A 16043-nucleotide genomic window follows, 5' to 3' on the forward strand; every position below is an offset into this window, starting at 1 on the left:
GAACCATGTCGCGCGTCGGCAAGTATCCCGTTCCGCTTCCTGCAGGTGTCTCCGTCGCCGTTGCCGACGGGGTGCTCACGGCCAAGGGCAAGCTCGGCGAGCTCACGCTGCCGCTTTCGGAGGAGGTCACCGCCGCTGTCGAGGGCAACCAGGTGGTGCTCCGCCCGCGCAGCAGCGAGCGGCGCGCCCGCATGCTGTGGGGCACCACGCGCAGCCTGGTCGCGGGAATGGTCAAGGGCGTGTCCGAGGGCTACGCGAAGTCGCTCGAGATCAACGGCACGGGGTTCCGCGCCGCGGTTCAGGGCAAGGAGCTTGTGCTGAACCTCGGCTTCAGCCACGAGATCCGCTACCCCGTTCCGGCTGGGATCAGGGTCACCTGCGAGAAGCCGACCTCGATCAGGATCGAGGGTATCGACAAGCAGCGGGTCGGGCAGGTGGCGGCCGAGATCCGCGCCTTCCGCCGCCCCGAGCCCTACAAGGGCAAGGGTATCAAGTACGAGACGGAAACGATCCTCCGGAAGGAGGGGAAGAAGAAGTAGCCATGGCGACGAAGCGCGATCTCAGGGAGCGGCGGAAGGCGCGACTGCGCTTCCAGCTCCGCCAGAAGGGCGGCGGGCGGCCGCGGCTTTCGGTGTTCCGCTCCTCGAAGCACATCTACGCCCAGGTGATTGACGACAGTGTGGGGCGCACGGTGGCTGCTGCGTCCTCGCGCGACCCGGCGCTGAGGGAGGTGCTGAAGACCGGCGCCGACAAGGTGGCGGCGGCGGCGGTCGGCAAGCTCGTCGCCGAGCGGGCGATCGCCGCCGGGGTCTCGGCGGTGGTGTTCGACCGGGGCGCTTATCTCTACCACGGCCGCGTCAAGGCGTTGGCCGACGCCGCCCGCGAGGGCGGGCTGGACTTCTGAGCACGCGGCGCGAAGGGGCCAAAAGCCATGGCACGTGAACCGAGGGAAGGCGGCCGGGGGCGCGAGCGCGGCGACCGCGAGGGCGAGGAGCTCGTCGACAAGCTGGTTGCGATCAACCGCGTGGCGAAGGTGGTGAAGGGCGGCCGGCGCTTCGCCTTCGCCGCGCTCGTCGTGGTCGGCGACCGCAAGGGCCGGGTCGGGCTCGGCGCCGGCAAGGCGCGCGAGGTTCCGGAGGCGATCCGCAAGGCGACCGACCAGGCGAAGCGGAACATGATCCGCGTGCCGATGCGCGAGGGGCGCACGCTGCATCACGATGTGGTCGGGCGCTTCGGGGCGGGCCGGGTCCTGCTCCGTTCGGCCCCGGCCGGCACCGGGATCATCGCCGGCGGCCCGATGCGCGCGGTGTTCGAGACCATGGGCATCGGCGACGTCGTGGCAAAGAGCCTCGGCACGAACAACGCCCACAACGTCGTGAAGGCGACCTTCGCCGGCCTGAAGGCGCTCAACTCGCCGCGCAGCGTCGCGGCACGGCGCGGCAAGAAGGTGAGCGAGCTTCTCGGGCGGCGCGACGCGCCGGTCGAAGGCGCAGTGCGGGAGACGGCAGATGCCTGACGGGACGAAGCGCATCCGCATCACGCAGGTTAAGTCCGGGATCAACCGGCTTGAGGACCAGAAGCGGACGCTGGTCGGGCTCGGTCTGGCGCGGCTGCATCGGACGCGAGAGCTCGAGGACACGCCGGCGGTGCGCGGCATGATCCGCAAGGTCCGGCATCTCGTGAAGGTTGAGGAGGTCGCGGGCTGAGGCTTGCGGCGAGCGGCCGCCGCGCTGTCGGGCCGGGGGCAGGAGAGAGGCGATGAAGCTCAACGAACTGCGCGACAATGAGGGCGCGCGGCCGAAGTTCCGCCGGGTTGGTCGCGGCATCGGCAGCGGCAAGGGCAAGACCGCCGGGCGCGGCGTGAAGGGCCAGAAGGCGCGCACCGGCGTGGCGCTGAACGGCTTCGAGGGCGGACAGCTGCCGATCTACCGCCGGCTGCCGAAGCGCGGGTTCAAACCGCTCGACCGTCGCGAATACTCCCCGCTGAACCTCGGGCGGCTCGACGCCGCGATCGAAGCGGGCCGGCTCGACCCGAGCAAGCCGATCGACGAGGCGGCCTTGCGTGCGGCGGGCCTCGTGCGCAAAGGCCGGGTCGCGGGGGTTCGCCTGCTCGCGACCGGAGCCATCACCCGGCCCGTGCGGCTCGTGGTCTCCGGCGCCTCGGCCGCGGCGATTGCAGCGGTCGAGCAGGCGGGTGGTTCGGTGACGCTGCCCGCCGCCGCGGCAGAGGGCTGAGGGCGGGCGGCGGGGCGCGGTGCCGATTCGCCGGCGTGCGGCCGGCTTGATCGTTCCGGCCCTGGGAAGGCAGGGTCGCGCTCTGCCTCTGATGTGCCCCTGAGCGGAAGGACAGCATGGCCTCGGCCGCCGAACAGCTTGTAGCGAACCTGAATTTCGGGGTCTTCGCCAAGGCGACGGAGCTCAAGAAGCGGCTCTGGTTCACCCTTGGCGCGCTCATCGTCTATCGGATCGGCACCTACATCCCCGTGCCGGGGATCGACGCCGCGGTGATGGCCGAACTCGTGCGCAGCCACGGCAGCGGCATCCTCGGCATGTTCGACATGTTCACCGGCGGCGCGCTCGGGCGGATGACGGTGTTCGCGCTCAACATCATGCCGTACATCTCTGCGAGCATTATCATGCAGTTGATGTCGGCCGCCTCGCCCACGCTCGAGGCGCTGAAGAAGGAGGGCGAGCAGGGGCGCAAGAAGCTGAACCAGTACACGCGCTACCTGACGGTGGTAATCGCCACCTTCCAAGCCTATGGCATCGCGGTTGGGCTCGAGAGCATCCGCGGCTCCGTCGGGCCGGCGGTTGCGGAGCCTGGGTTCTTCTTCCGCTTCTCCTGCGTGGTGACGCTGGTCGGCGGCACGATGTTCCTGATGTGGCTCGGCGAGCAGGTCACGGCGCGCGGTGTCGGCAACGGCATCTCGCTGATCATCTTCGCCGGGATCGTCGCCAACCTGCCTTCCGCGCTCGCAGGCACGCTCGAGCTCGGGCGCACCGGAGCGATCAGCACCTTCGTGATCCTGTTCCTGCTCGTGATGGCGGTGGCGGTGATCGCCGCGGTCGTGTTCATCGAGCGCGCGCAGCGTCGGATCGTCGTGCAGTATCCGAAGCGCCAGGTGGGCAACCGGATGTTCGGCGGCGACTCCACCCACCTGCCGTTGAAGATCAACACCGCGGGCGTGATCCCGCCGATCTTCGCCTCGTCGCTCCTGCTCCTGCCGGTGACGATCGCCGGCTTCTCGGGTGACGGCGGGCCCGAGTGGCTGCAGACGATCACGGCCGCTCTCGGCCATGGCCAGCCGCTCTACATGATACTCTACGCGGCGATGATCGTATTTTTCGCCTATTTCTATACGGCGGTCGTCTTCAACCCGGTCGAGACCGCGGACAATCTCAAGAAGTATGGCGGCTTCATTCCCGGCATCCGCCCCGGCCAGAACACGGCGGAATACTTCGATTACGTCCTGACGCGTCTGACCACTGTCGGCGCGATCTATCTGGTGGCGGTGTGCCTGCTGCCGGAGTTCCTGATCGCGCGCTACGGCGTGCCGTTCTACTTCGGCGGGACCTCGCTCCTGATCATCGTGACAGTGACGATGGATACGGTGGCCCAGGTGCAGAGCCACTTGCTTGCCCATCAGTACGAGGGCCTGATCAGGAAGGCGAAGCTGAGGGGGGGCAGACGGTGAACCTGATCCTGCTCGGCCCGCCAGGCGCGGGGAAGGGCACCCAGGCCAAGCGGCTGCAGGAACGGCACGGTCTCGCCCAGATCTCGACCGGCGACATGCTTCGCGCCGAGGTCGCCTCCGGCAGCCCGATCGGCAAGGAGGCGAAGGCGATCATGGAAGCGGGGCAGCTCGTCCCCGATGCGCTGATCACCGCGATGCTTGCGAACCGGCTTCAGGCGCCGGATTGCGCGAGAGGGTTCATCCTCGACGGTTTCCCGCGCACCGCGCCCCAGGCCGAAGCGCTCGACGCGATGCTCGACCATCTTGGCCTCGCCCTCGATGCAGTGATCGAACTCAAGGTGGACGATGCCGCTCTCGTCGAGCGAATCGCGGGACGGTTCAGCTGCAAGAGCTGCGGCGCCGCCTATCACGACCGGTTCAAACGTCCGAAGGTTGAGGGGGTGTGCGATTTTTGCGGCGGCACCGAGTTCGTGCGGCGAGCGGACGACAAGCGCGAGACGGTCGCCGCCCGGCTCGAGGCCTATCACCGGCAGACGGCGCCGCTCCTTCCGTATTACGCGGCCAGAGGGACGCTTCATACGGTCGATGGGATGGCGGAGATGGACGAGGTCACGCGTGCGATCGAGGCGGCGTTGCAGCGTGTGGCCTGACGCCGGGAAAAGCCTCGCCAGGAGCGCAGGGATGCGCGGGCGGTGGTTGACAGGGAGAGGACCGAGGCTATAGTCCCGCGCGTCCGGTGGCCCCCGCGGGGGAGGCCGCCATTCGCGCTTGCGTGTCCGGCAGCGCCGCGCCACCCGCCCGGGTTGGCACGGCCGGGCCGGGATGGATCGGCGGCTTGCTGGCATGGCGGGCCCGCCTCTGTGTTGTCGTTCTGGCCCTCGTGGCTGCTTGGCAGGGAGTGACCCGTCGTGGCGCGTATCGCCGGTGTGAACATCCCCACGAACAAGCGCGTCGTGATCTCGCTGCGCTACATCTACGGCATCGGGCCGAAGAAGGCCGAGGAGATCTGCCAGGCGCTCGCGATCCCCGAGGACCGCCGCGTGAACCAGCTCACGGATGAGGAGATCCTGCGCATCCGCGAGCTGATCGACCGGAACTACAAGGTGGAGGGTGATCTTCGCCGGGAAGTGGCGATGAACATCAAGCGCCTGATGGACCTCGGCTGCTACCGCGGCCTGCGGCACCGCAAGGGACTGCCGGTGCGCGGCCAGCGCACCCACACCAACGCGCGCACGCGCAAGGGCAAGGCGGTGCCGATCGCAGGCAAGAAGAAAGTCACGAAATAACCTCCCCCGGCCGCCGACCCGCCCGCTCGATCTGAAGGACCGACCTGACCATGGCCAAGCCAGCCGCTCGACCGAAGAAGAAGGAGCGCAAGAACATCACCTCAGGCGTGGCGCACGTGAACGCGTCATTCAACAACACGATGATCACGATCACCGACGCCCAGGGCAATGCGATCTCGTGGTCCTCTGCGGGCTTGATGGGGTTCAAGGGCAGCCGCAAATCCACGCCCTATGCCGCGCAGATGGCCGCCGAGGATGCGGGCCGGAAGGCGCGGGAGCATGGCATGGAGGTTCTCGAGGTCGAGGTGAGCGGGCCTGGCGCGGGCCGCGAGAGCGCCCTGCGGGCGCTGCAGTCGGTCGGCTTCACCATTACCGCGATCAAGGATGTCACACCCATTCCGCACAATGGCTGCAGGCCGCGGAAGCGACGCCGCGTCTGACGGGACGCACGGCCGGCCGTGCTGAAGGCGGCCGGAGCCCCGGCGTGCGGGTCCGCGCCGGGGCGGAGCCGGGTCAGGCGCTCAGGCGCCGCCTGGGAATGGACCCCTGGAAGGCAGGGCGAAGGGCCATACCGTGATCCAGAAGAACTGGCAATCCCTGATCCGTCCGTCGAAGCTCGACATCGAGAGCGGAAACGACCCCACCCGTATTGCCACCATCGTGGCGGAGCCGCTCGAGCGCGGCTTCGGCATGACGCTCGGCAACGCACTGCGCCGAACCCTCCTGTCGTCGCTGCAGGGGGCGGCTGTCACCGCCGTGCAGATCGATGGCGTTCTGCACGAATTCTCGTCGATCCCGGGCGTGCGCGAGGACGTGACCGACATCGTCCTCAACATCAAGCAGCTCGCGCTCAGGATGCACGGCGACGGGCCGCGCCGGATGTCGCTCACCGCAACCGGGCCCGGCGAGGTGACGGCCGGGCAGATCTCGGCCGGGCACGACATCGAGATCATGAACCCAGACCTCGTGCTTTGCACGCTCGATGACGGCGTCAAGCTCGGCATGGAGTTCACCGTGCAGTCGGGCAAGGGCTACGTGCCGGCGGCTGAGAACCGGCCCGAGGATGCGCCGATCGGGCTCATCCCGGTCGATGCGATCTACTCGCCGGTGCGCCGCGTCGCTTACCGGGTGGAGCCCACCCGCGTCGGGCAGGTGACGAACTACGACCGGCTTCTGCTCACCGTCGAAACGAACGGAACGGTGAGCCCGGAGGACGCGGTCGCGCTCGCCGCCCGGATCCTGCAGGACCAGCTCCAGCTCTTCATCAACTTCGAGGAGCCGCGCCAGGTCAGCGCCGAGACGCAGCGCGACGACCTGCCGTTCAACCGTAACCTCCTGCGCAAGGTCGACGAGCTCGAACTCTCGGTCCGCTCGGCCAACTGCCTGAAGAACGACAACATCGTCTATATCGGAGACCTCGTGCAGAAGACCGAGCAGGAGATGCTCCGCACGCCGAACTTCGGGCGGAAGTCGCTGAACGAGATCAAGGAGGTGCTCGCCTCGATGGGCCTCAGCCTCGGGATGACCATTCCCGGCTGGCCTCCCGAGAACATCGAGGAGCTCGCGAAGAAGCTCGAGGAACCGTACTGAGACCGTTCGGAGAGGGTATCGTTCCATGCGCCACCGTCTGGGCAACCGAAAGCTCGGCGTCACGAGCTCCCATCGCGCCGCCATGTTCCGCAACCTCGCCGTGGCGCTGTTCAAGCACGAGCAGATCACCACCACACTGCCGAAGGCCAAGGCGCTCCGCCCGGTCGCCGAGAAGCTGATCACGCTGGGCAAGCGTGGGGGCCTGCATGCGCGGCGGCAGGCCTATGCGCAGCTTCGGGACGACGTGATCGTCAACAAGCTGTTCGGCACGCTGGCGGAGCGCTACAGGGCACGGCCCGGGGGCTATTGCCGCGTGCTCAAGGCCGGGTTCCGCTACGGCGACATGGCACCGATGGCGGTGATCGAGCTCGTGGAGCGTGATCGTGACGCCAAAGGGCGCGACAGCGGCCCGAAGCCGGAGACGAAGCCCGAGGAGGAGGGGGCGGAGTCGCAAGCCTGAGCGCGGGCGCGGGCCGGAAATACAGGGGCGGCCGGCGGGCCGCCCCTCGCGTTTCCGGGGTCCATTCCCATCTCCCCGTCATGCACGGGATGGTGCTCCCCGAACCGGCCACCGCGCGGGACAGGCTTCGCCAGGCCCTGACGGTCCTCGCCGCCCTTGCCCAGGCTGTGCTGCCATCCCTGCCTGCGCTCACCGGCTGGGGCGTGCCGATCGGCTCCCGGGCCAATGCCGAGGGGCCGCCGCTGATCAGCCCAGCGGGCTACGCCTTCTCGATCTGGGGGCCGATCTTCGCCTGGTGCCTTGCCTACGCTGTGTGGCAGGCGCTACCTGCCCAAGGCTCCGATCCGCTCGCCCGCCGCGCCGGCTGGTGGTTCGCCGCCGCCATGGCCGGCTGCGCGCTCTGGGCGGCCGTGTTCCAGGCGGGAGGGCCGGTGTGGCTCACCGCTGTCATCCTCGCCCTGATCGCCGCATCGGCGATCGGCGCCCTCGCGCGCGCCTCCGCCCTGCCGCTTCCGCTCCGGCGCGACGGGCTGTGGCTGTTCGCCGCTCCGCTCGGGCTGCTCGCCGGATGGGTCACGATCGCCGCTTTCGTCAACCTCGCCTCGGCCTTGAGCGTCGCCGGCCTCCAGTCGCTGCGCGACCCTGCGAGCCCGCTTCCGCCCGCGCTCGTCGCTGTGGCGACGGCGGCGGCGCTCGCGGTGATCGCGCGCACGCGGCCGTTCCCGACCTACGCGCTCGCGGTCGTCTGGGCGCTTGTTGCCGTGCTCGTGCGCAACGGCATCAGCCCGACGGGACTCACCGCCGCCGTTGCGGCGCTTCTCGTTGCGGCGCTCGCCGTCCGCTCCTGGCGGGCCGGCTAGTTCGCCTGGATTCCCGCCTCGCGCACGAGGCGTGCCATCGTCTCGCGCCCCTCGCGCAGGAAACGGCCGAAGCTCTCGGGATCGGAGCCGACGGGAACCGCGCCGAGCTGGGCGAGCCGCTCGCGCACGGCGGGCTCGGCGAGAACCTGTGCGATCGCCGCGTGCATCCGCGCCGCAAGCGCTGCGGGCGTTCCGGCCGGGGCGACGAGCCCGACCCACTCGCTCATGTCGAAACCCGGGAAGCCGCTCTCGTGGAGCGTGGGCACGTCCGGCCAATTCGCGAGCCGCTCGAGCACCGTCACGGCGAGCATGCGCGCGCGGCCCGACTGCACGATCGGCCCCGCCGAGAGGGCGGTGATCAGCACCCCGTCCACATTGCCGGCGGCGAGATCACGCGCCGCGTCCGCCCCGCCGCGATAGGGAACGTGGGTGAGCCTGATCCCGGCGCGCTGCTGGAACAGTTCGAGGGCGAGATGGCCGGCCGTGGCGTTGCCCTGCGTGCCGAAGCTGAGTTCGCCCGGCCGCGCCTTCGCCGCGGCGATGAGCTCGGCCAGCGTGTGCGCGGGGAAGGCCTCTTTCACCGCGATCGCCTGCGGGAAGGTCGCGACCTGCGAGACCGGAACGAAGGCGGCGTAGTCGAAGGGGAGGTTGCGCAGAAGCGAGGGGTTGACGATGTGCGAGGAGGCGTCGAACAGCCACGTGTAGCCGTCGCCCGCGGCCTGGGCGACGGCGGCGGCCCCGATCGAGCCGCCCGCGCCGGTGCGGTTCTCGATCACGATCGTCTGGCCGAGGAGCTCCGAGACGCGCGGGAAGATGGTGCGCGCGGCGCTGTCGGCCGCGCCGCCGGCCGCGAAGGGGACGACGACCCGGATCGACCGCACGGGCCAGGCTTGCGCGGAGGCGCGCCCGGCGAGCGGCAGGGCGAGGGCGGCACCGAGCGCGCCGCGTCGGCTGAGCGTCATGCGTGTTCTCCCGAGCGTGATCGTCATTAAACGGTGATGTTGGCCTCGGCGACAACCGCCTTCATCGTTTCGCGCAGATTGGAGAGGAATGCCGCGAACTCGGCGCGCGAGGAGCCGACGGCGAGCGCGCCGAGGCTTTCGAGCCTCGCCCGGACGGCCGGTTGCGCGAGCGCCCCGACGGCGGCCGCATGGATCCGGTCGAGCACGTCTTCTGGCGTTCCGGATGGGGCGTAGAGGCCGTTCCATTCGTTCAGTTCGAACCCGGGGAACCCGCTCTCGGCGATGGTCGGAACGTCCGGCAACTGGGCGAGCCGCTGTTTCGTCGTCACCCCGAGGGCACGGATTCGCCCGGCTTGGGCGAGCGCGAGCGAGGAGGACACGGTGCCCATGTGCATGTCGATGTTGCCGGCAACGAGATCTTGCATCGCGGGGCCGCCGCCGCGATAGGGCACGTGCACGAGCGAGATGCCGGCGGCTTGGGCAAAGCGGGCGGCGGCGAGGTGTGACGAGGTGGCATTTCCCGACGAGCCGTAGGTGAGCTCACCCGGCCGGGCTTTCGCGAGCGCAATGAACTCGGCGATCGTGCGTGCCGGAAGCTCTGTCTTCACGAGCATGATCTGCGGCAGGACGGTGAGCTGGGAGATCGGCGCGAAGGCGGTGTGGTAGTCGAACGGCAGGGTCCGCATCACGAAAGGGTTCACCACGTGCGCGCCGGCATCGAGCAGCAGCGTGTGGCCGTCATGCGGCGCGCGGGCGACCTCGGCGGCGCCGATCGTGCCGCCGGCGCCGCCGCGGTTCTCAACCACCACCGGCTGGCCGAGGGCCGCGCCCATCGGCTCCGCGATCAACCGCGCCGTGGTGTCGGCGCCGCCGCCGGGTGGGTAGGGAACCACGAGCCGGATCGGCCTGGACGGCCAGGCTTGCGCCGCTGCGGCGCGCGCAAGGAATGGTGCAGCAAAGAGGCCCGCGGAAAGCGCGCGGCGTGTCGGCTCGGCCATGGCGTCCCCCCCATCCGCATCCGGCATTCTTCCGCCGGCGGTTCCGATGAGCAGTAGCACCATGCTGTTCGATGCGCATCTGCACATCTTCGACCCGGCCTTCCCGCTTCCCGGCAACCAGGGCTCCATTCCCGAGCCCTTCACGGTGGAGGACTATCGCCGGCGCACGGCGTCGCTCGGGGTGGTCGGCGGGGCGGTGGTGGCCGCCTCGACTCAGGGGGAGGACCCGCAGCCGCTGCTCGCCGCGGCGCGCGCTCTCGGCGAGGGGTTCGTGGTGATCGCTGCGGCGCACCCGGGACAGGACGACGCCACCTTCGCAGCGCTCGCTGCTTCAGGAGTGAGGGGCCTGAGGTTCACCCTCCATCGTGGCGCGGCCTTCGATGTGCCCGCCATGCCGCCCATGCCCGGGCGGCGGCCGCGCATGGCCTTCATGCCGAGCTCTACGCGGATGCGGCAACGCTCGCCCCGCACGTGGACGATCTTGCCTCTCTTCCCGCCGGCCTTGTCCTCGACCATCTCGGCCTCACCGGGGCGGGGCTACCGGTGACCCTCGCGCTCGCCAAGGCCGGGGTGAAGGTGAAGGCGACAGGGTTCGGGCGCGTCACGCTCGACGTGGCCGAGGCGCTTGCGGCGATCGCCGACGCGGCTCCCTATGCGTTGATGGCCGGCACCGACCTTCCCTCGACGCGCGCGGCGCGTCCCTTCGAGGATGGCGATCTCGCCCTGATCCGGCGCGTGCTTGGGCCCGACCCTGCCGAAGCCGCTCTCCACCGCACGGCAGCAAGCTTCTACCGTATCTGACGCTTCGGCCGCGCAGGCGCTACACTGCCGCCCATGGCGCGTGAGCACAGCGGGGCAGACCTGTTCGGCGAGGTGGCGCACGCCCCGCCACCGGCAGCGACGGACGGGCGGCGCCCGCTTGCCGACCGGCTTCGGCCGCGCACGCTCGCCGAGGTGGTGGGGCAGGACCACCTGGTTGGCCCCGAGGGCGCGATCACGCGCATGCTAGCGCAAGGGAGCCTCTCCTCGATCATCCTCTGGGGGCCTCCAGGCGTGGGCAAGACGACGATCGCTCGCCTGCTCGCCAAGGCCTCCGGCCTCGCCTTCGTCTCTCTCTCGGCGGTGTTCTCCGGGGTGGCGGAGCTTCGCCGTGCCTTCGAGGAGGCGCGCCGGCGCCGTGCCTCAGGGGAAGGAACGCTGCTCTTCGTCGACGAGATCCACCGCTTCAACCGCGCCCAGCAGGACGGGTTCCTGCCCTATGTGGAGGACGGAACGGTCGTTCTCGTGGGCGCGACCACGGAGAACCCCTCGTTCGAGCTCAACGCCGCCCTGCTCTCGCGCTGCCGCGTTCTGGTCCTGCGCCGGCTCGATGCCGCGGCGCTTGAGACGCTGCTTGCCCGCGCCGAGGGGTTCGCGGGGCGGACGCTCCCCGTGACGGAGGAGGCGCGCGCGGCGCTCGCGGCGATGGCCGATGGCGACGGCCGCTACCTCCTGAACCTCGCCGAACAGCTCCTCACCCTGCCTGAAGGAATAGCCCCGCTCGACCCGGCAGGGCTCGCGCGCGTGCTCGAGCGCCGCGCCGCTCTCTACGACAAGGACCGGGAGGAGCACTACAACCTCATCTCCGCGCTGCACAAGTCGATGCGGGGGTCTGACCCGGATGCGGCGCTCTATTGGCTTGCGCGCCTGCTCGCCGGCGGCGAGGACCCGCTCTACATCATCCGCCGTGTGACACGCTTCGCCTCCGAGGATGTGGGTCTTGCCGACCCGACCGCCCTGCTCACCGCGATCGCGGCCTGGGACACCTACGAGCGGCTCGGCAGCCCCGAAGGCGAGCTCGCGATCGCCCAAGCCGTGGTGCATCTCGCCACCGCACCGAAATCGAACGCCCTCTACAAGGCGCTCGGTGCGGCGATGCGCGCGGCGCGCGACACGGGCAGCCTGATGCCGCCCAGGCACATCCTGAATGCGCCGACGAAACTGATGGGCGAGCTCGGCTACGGCCAGGGCTACGCCTATGACCATGACACCGAGGAGGGCTTTTCCGGGCAGGACTACTTCCCCGAGGGAATGGCCCGGCAGCGCTTCTATTCCCCGACCGACCGCGGCCGCGAGGCGGCGATCGCCGAACGGCTTCGGGACTGGGAGAGGCTGAGGCGGGAGCGGCGCGGGTGAGCCCCCTCTCGCCTCTTGTCCTCGCCTCGGTCGCGGCCGGAGGGGCGGCGGGCTCGGTCGCCCGATATCTCGTCTCGGTCGGCGCCGTCGGGCTCGGCTTTTCGTCCTTCTGGGGCACGCTTGCGGTCAACGTCCTCGGCAGCTTCGCGATCGGGCTGTTGGCGGAACTGTTCGTTCGCGAGACGGCTCCCCCTGCCCTCCGGCCGCTCCTCATCACCGGCTTCCTCGGCGGCTTCACCACCTTCTCCGCCTTCTCGCTCGAGGTGGTGGGGCTGGGGCGCGAGGGCGCGGGCCCCGCGCTCGCCTACGTCGCCGCCTCCGTGCTGTTCTCCGTTGCCGCCTGCTTGGGCGGCGTGACGCTCGTGCGGTGGTGGCCGTGAGCGGCGTGACCATGCGGACCGTCGGCGAGGACGAGGGGGACATCCGGCTCGACCGCTGGTTCCGTCGTCACTTCCCGAACCTCGCCCATGGCGCGCTCGAGAAGCTCCTGCGCACCGGTCAGATCCGCGTGGACGGCAGGCGGGCGGAGGCGGGAACACGGCTCGCCGCGGGGCAGGTGGTGCGCATCCCGCCGCTCGGCGAGCGCGCCGCAATGCCGAAGCCCGCGCCCGAGGCGCGGCTCGATCCTCACCTCGTGAAGGACCTCCACGCGCGCGTGCTGTGGCGCGACGACAGCGTGATCGCGATCGACAAGCCCTTCGGCCTGCCGGTCCAGGGTGGGCCCGGCATCACGCGGAGCCTCGATTCCCTGCTCGACGCGTATCGGTTCGGTTCCGACGAGCGGCCGCGCCTCGTCCACCGGCTCGACCGCGACACGACCGGCGTGCTCCTGCTCGCCCGCACGCCCCGGGCCGCGAGCCGGCTTGCCGCCGCCTTCCGCTCGCGCGATGCGGTCAAGACCTACTGGGCGGTGGTGGTCGGCCGCCCGCATCCGCTTGAGGGGCGGATCGACGCCGCACTCGCGAAGCGTTCGGGGGCGCGCGGAGAGCGCGTCACGGTGGCGGAGGAGGGAGACGAGGACGCCGCGCGCGCCGTCACCGACTACCGCACGGTGGAGTTCGCCGGGAAGACGGCTTCCTGGCTCGAGCTCACCCCGCTGACGGGGAGGACGCACCAGCTCCGCGTCCACTGCGCCGCGATCGGCTGCCCGATCCTAGGCGACGCGAAATATGCTGGCGCGGCGGCACTGCTCGAGGGGTTTCCGGAGCGGCTTCACCTGCATGCGCGCAGGATCGTGATCCCGCATCCCGAGGGGGGTGTGCTCTCGGTCGAGGCGAAGCTGCCGACGCACATCGAGGAGACCTTCGCCGCGCTCGGCTTCACCGCTCCGAAGCCGAAGCGGCCGTCGCGCGGCCGCCCCGGGTGACCATGCTGGCCGCGGCGGGCTAGTCTCCGCGCCAGGGAGGAGGGAGAGCATGCGCCTTCGCACCGTGCTCATCGCGGCCGGCGTCGTGGTCGCGCTGCCGATCGCCGGCATCGCCATCTTCGCCGCCACCTTCGATGCCGATGCCTACAAGCCGCGTATCGCCGCCGCCGTGAAGGAGGCGACGGGGCGGGAGCTTGCGCTCAAGGGGCCGATCGGCCTCAAGCTCGGCCTTTCTCCCGGCCTCCGGGTCGAGGACGTCGCCTTCGCCAACGCGCCGTGGGGCTCGCGGCCGGAGATGGCCCGACTGCGCGCGCTCGAGGTCGAGGTGTCGATCCTGCCGCTGCTGTCGGGAACCCTCCAGGTCAACCGCGTCGTTCTCGTCTCGCCCGACATCCTTCTCGAGACCGATGCGGACGGCCGCGGCAACTGGGAGGTCGCCGCGCCGACGCGGCAGGGCGCGCCGGCCCCGGCAGGGCCCGCGCCGACCGCGCCGTCGGCTGAGCCTTCTCCTTCGGCGCAGCGCGAGCTGTTCGTCGGTGAGGTTACCGTCACCGACGGCACGATCGCCTTCCGTGACGGCCGGACGCGGCAGACGACGACGCTCTCCCTGCCGCGCTTCGCCGCCCGCGCCGAGAGTCGCACGAGCCCTCTCTCGCTCGACCTCGAGGCGTCGCTGAACGGCAACGCGTTCAGCCTCAAGGGGATGGTCGGCCCGCTCGCGCGGCTCCTCGGCACACGCGGCACAGGGCCGTGGCCGATCGATCTCACGCTCGGTGCCGAAGGGGCGCGGGCCACCGTCAAGGGCAGCGTTGCCGAGCCGCTGACCGGCAAGGGCTTCGACCTTGCGGTCGAGGCGTCGGTGCCCGACCTCTCGCGCCTTTCGCCCTTTCTGCCGAACGTCTCGCTTCCCCCGGCGCGCGACCTCTCCCTCTCCGTCCAGGCGGCGGACCGTGGCGGGCCGATCCCCGAGCTCCGCGCGCTCGCCGTCCGCGCAGGAGCGAGCGATCTCGAGGCGATCGTTCCGGGCCTGCGGCTCGCGAGGCTCGAGGTTTCGGCGCCTGATGTGCGCAGCCCCGTCCGGCTCGCCCTCGCCGCGACGATGCGGGGCGCTCCGGTGAGCGCAGAGGGCACGCTCGGGCCGCTTGGCGCTTTCCTGCCCGGTGCCGGCCCTGCCCCCTGGCCGGTCGATCTTCGCCTCGGCGCCGCCGGAGCCGAGGCGACGGCCAAGGGAACGATCGCCCGCCCACGCGCGGCGCAGGGGATCGACCTCGCGCTGGCCGCCACCATCCCCGACCTCGCCGCTCTCTCGCCGCTCGCGGGCGGCGCCTCCCTGCCGGCGATCAAGGGGGTCACCTTCTCGGCCCGCGCGTCCGATCTCAGGACCGGCTCCGGAGCGGCGCTTCGCGACATCGCGCTCAAGCTCGGCGAGAGCGACCTCGAGGGCTCGGCGGAGGTCGCCCTCGGCGCGCGGCCGAAGCTCACCGCGGACCTCAGGAGCCGGAAGATCGACGCCGACGCGCTTCTCGCGGCGATGGACGGCGCTGGCAGCGGGCAACCCGAGCCCGCCCGCAGCGGCGCGGCCTCGCCAACTCCTGTGCCGGCGCAGCGGGCGGGAAGGGAGGCACGGCTGATCCCGGACACGCCCCTGCCTCTGGCTGGGCTCAAGGCGGCGGATGCCTCGATCAGGCTCGCTCTGGCCGAGCTCGTCTTCGGCGGGGCGAGCTACCGGGAGGCGCAGGCGACGGTGGCGCTCGAGGCCGGCAGGCTGAAGGTCGATCCGTTCCGCGTCACCGCTCCCGGTGCGCCGGTCTCGGGCAGCCTCTCGGTGGATGGGTCGACCGACCAGCCCCCGGTCGCGCTCGTCCTTCGCGCACCGGCGATCGACCTGCGCCAGCTCATCGCTGCCTTTGGCGGGGGCTACCGAGTCAACGGGACGCTCGAGCTCGATCTCGACCTGCGGGGGCGAGGTGCCTCGCCGGCGGCGATGGCCTCGGGGCTTGCGGGCCATGTCGGCCTCGCCGGGGCCAATCTCGACATCGACAACCGCTTGATCGACCTCGTGGCCGGCGAAGTGTGGCGGGCACTCGTGCCAGGCGCGCCGCGCGACGGGGTGAGCAATGTCCGATGTCTCGCCGTCCGCTTCGACAGCCAGGGCGGAACGGCTGACGCCCGGGCCTTCCTGTTCGACACCTCCCTCGCGCGCGTGGCGGGAACCGGCCAGGTCCTGCTCGGGCCCGAGCAGCTTCGCCTCCGGCTCGTGCCAACCCTGAAGCTCGCGGGCGGCATGAGCGTGCCCGTGACCCTGGGCGGCACCTTCCTCGCGCCCTCGGTTCGGGTGGATGCGGCCGGCGCCGCTGGCTCGGTCGTCGGCGCTCTCGCGGGCGGCGCTGCAGCGGGTGCCATGCAGACCCCGCTCGGCGGCATCGCCGGGGCGCTTGTGGGGCGTCAGGCGGGGAGTGGTGCGGCGGCCGCGCCGGCCGATGACTGCGCGACCCAGCTCGCGATCGCCCGCGGCGGGCGGCAGGGTCCGGTTCCGGCTCCGGAGACGGCGGCCGCGCCCGCCCCGGCTCCGCCTCCCGCCCAGGCGCCCGCGCAACCGCAGCGTCCCGCCAACCCGCTGCAGCAAATCCTGCCGCGGCTCGGTCGCTGAG

At 70.9% G+C, this 16043-nt stretch carries 20 protein-coding genes; 18 read left to right on the forward strand and 2 right to left on the reverse strand.

Annotation, left to right across the window (positions count from 1 at the left end; translation table 11 throughout):
- The first annotated feature begins 5 nt into the window (after positions 1-5).
- The 12 genes from rplF (at position 6) to KO353_RS12275 (ending at position 7891) form a co-directional block, all read left to right on the forward strand.
- Positions 6-539, forward strand: a complete 534-nt coding sequence (gene rplF, locus KO353_RS12220) for a 50S ribosomal protein L6 (RefSeq protein WP_218284995.1) — start codon at positions 6-8, stop codon at positions 537-539.
- Between the two features lie 2 nt (positions 540-541).
- Entirely contained in the window at positions 542-904 is a 363-nt protein-coding gene (rplR, locus tag KO353_RS12225) for a 50S ribosomal protein L18 (RefSeq protein WP_218284996.1), read from the forward strand.
- A gap of 27 nt (positions 905-931) precedes the next feature.
- Complete coding sequence (rpsE, locus tag KO353_RS12230) at positions 932-1516, forward strand: 30S ribosomal protein S5 (RefSeq protein WP_218284997.1); 585 nt, start codon at positions 932-934, stop codon at positions 1514-1516.
- Positions 1509-1706 carry a 50S ribosomal protein L30 gene (rpmD, locus tag KO353_RS12235; RefSeq protein ID WP_218284998.1) on the forward strand — a complete coding sequence of 66 codons (198 nt, stop codon included), beginning with the start codon at positions 1509-1511 and terminating at the stop codon, positions 1704-1706. Before rpsE ends, rpmD begins: the two co-directional genes overlap by 8 nt.
- Before the next feature lie 52 nt (positions 1707-1758).
- Positions 1759-2235, forward strand: coding sequence for a 50S ribosomal protein L15 (gene rplO, locus KO353_RS12240; RefSeq protein ID WP_218284999.1), 477 nt, complete (start codon positions 1759-1761; stop codon positions 2233-2235).
- 116 nt (positions 2236-2351) lie between these two features.
- Positions 2352-3695, forward strand: coding sequence for a preprotein translocase subunit SecY (gene secY / locus KO353_RS12245; protein WP_218285000.1), 1344 nt, complete (start codon positions 2352-2354; stop codon positions 3693-3695).
- Complete coding sequence (locus tag KO353_RS12250; RefSeq protein ID WP_218285001.1) at positions 3692-4345, forward strand: adenylate kinase; 654 nt, start codon at positions 3692-3694, stop codon at positions 4343-4345. Before secY ends, KO353_RS12250 begins: the two co-directional genes overlap by 4 nt.
- 258 nt (positions 4346-4603) lie before the next feature.
- The gene (gene rpsM, locus KO353_RS12255) at positions 4604-4981 is read left to right on the forward strand and encodes a 30S ribosomal protein S13 (protein WP_218285002.1); all 378 of its coding nucleotides are present in this window, start codon (positions 4604-4606) and stop codon (positions 4979-4981) included.
- A 50-nt stretch (positions 4982-5031) separates the two neighbouring features.
- Positions 5032-5421 carry a 30S ribosomal protein S11 gene (rpsK, locus tag KO353_RS12260; protein WP_218285004.1) on the forward strand — a complete coding sequence of 130 codons (390 nt, stop codon included), beginning with the start codon at positions 5032-5034 and terminating at the stop codon, positions 5419-5421.
- Positions 5422-5554: 133 nt separating this feature from the next.
- Entirely contained in the window at positions 5555-6571 is a 1017-nt protein-coding gene (locus tag KO353_RS12265) for a DNA-directed RNA polymerase subunit alpha (protein ID WP_218285005.1), read from the forward strand.
- 25 nt (positions 6572-6596) lie between these two features.
- Positions 6597-7031, forward strand: coding sequence for a 50S ribosomal protein L17 (gene rplQ / locus KO353_RS12270; RefSeq protein ID WP_218285007.1), 435 nt, complete (start codon positions 6597-6599; stop codon positions 7029-7031).
- An 89-nt stretch (positions 7032-7120) separates the two neighbouring features.
- Positions 7121-7891: a hypothetical protein gene (locus KO353_RS12275; RefSeq protein ID WP_218285009.1), complete on the forward strand. Its 771-nt coding sequence runs from the start codon at positions 7121-7123 to the stop codon at positions 7889-7891.
- Here KO353_RS12275 and KO353_RS12280 read toward each other — a convergent pair.
- Positions 7888-8880 carry a Bug family tripartite tricarboxylate transporter substrate binding protein gene (locus tag KO353_RS12280; protein WP_218285010.1) on the reverse strand — a complete coding sequence of 331 codons (993 nt, stop codon included), beginning with the start codon at positions 8878-8880 and terminating at the stop codon, positions 7888-7890. The genes KO353_RS12275 and KO353_RS12280 overlap by 4 nt on opposite strands.
- Positions 8880-9851: a Bug family tripartite tricarboxylate transporter substrate binding protein gene (locus tag KO353_RS12285; RefSeq protein ID WP_218285011.1), complete on the reverse strand. Its 972-nt coding sequence runs from the start codon at positions 9849-9851 to the stop codon at positions 8880-8882. Before KO353_RS12285 ends, KO353_RS12280 begins: the two co-directional genes overlap by 1 nt.
- 46 nt (positions 9852-9897) lie before the next feature.
- Between KO353_RS12285 and KO353_RS16520 the strand changes: the two genes are divergently transcribed.
- Genes KO353_RS16520 through KO353_RS12310 form a run of 6 tightly spaced genes read left to right on the forward strand, consistent with a single transcriptional unit; the run spans position 9898 to position 16042 of the window.
- Entirely contained in the window at positions 9898-10398 is a 501-nt protein-coding gene (locus tag KO353_RS16520) for an amidohydrolase family protein (RefSeq protein WP_235691844.1), read from the forward strand.
- Positions 10395-10652 carry a hypothetical protein gene (locus tag KO353_RS16525; RefSeq protein WP_235691845.1) on the forward strand — a complete coding sequence of 86 codons (258 nt, stop codon included), beginning with the start codon at positions 10395-10397 and terminating at the stop codon, positions 10650-10652. The genes KO353_RS16520 and KO353_RS16525 overlap by 4 nt, the downstream gene beginning before the upstream one ends.
- A gap of 33 nt (positions 10653-10685) precedes the next feature.
- Complete coding sequence (locus KO353_RS12295) at positions 10686-12026, forward strand: replication-associated recombination protein A (protein ID WP_218285012.1); 1341 nt, start codon at positions 10686-10688, stop codon at positions 12024-12026.
- Positions 12023-12406, forward strand: coding sequence for a fluoride efflux transporter FluC (locus KO353_RS12300; RefSeq protein WP_218285013.1), 384 nt, complete (start codon positions 12023-12025; stop codon positions 12404-12406). The genes KO353_RS12295 and KO353_RS12300 overlap by 4 nt, the downstream gene beginning before the upstream one ends.
- An 11-nt stretch (positions 12407-12417) precedes the next feature.
- Entirely contained in the window at positions 12418-13392 is a 975-nt protein-coding gene (locus KO353_RS12305; RefSeq protein WP_218287380.1) for an RluA family pseudouridine synthase, read from the forward strand.
- A gap of 49 nt (positions 13393-13441) precedes the next feature.
- Complete coding sequence (locus KO353_RS12310; protein ID WP_218285014.1) at positions 13442-16042, forward strand: AsmA family protein; 2601 nt, start codon at positions 13442-13444, stop codon at positions 16040-16042.
- Position 16043 lies beyond the last annotated feature (1 nt).

This window comes from Elioraea tepida (genome assembly GCF_019203965.1).
In the GTDB taxonomy this organism is placed as follows: Bacteria; Pseudomonadota; Alphaproteobacteria; order Acetobacterales; family Acetobacteraceae; genus Elioraea_A; species Elioraea_A tepida.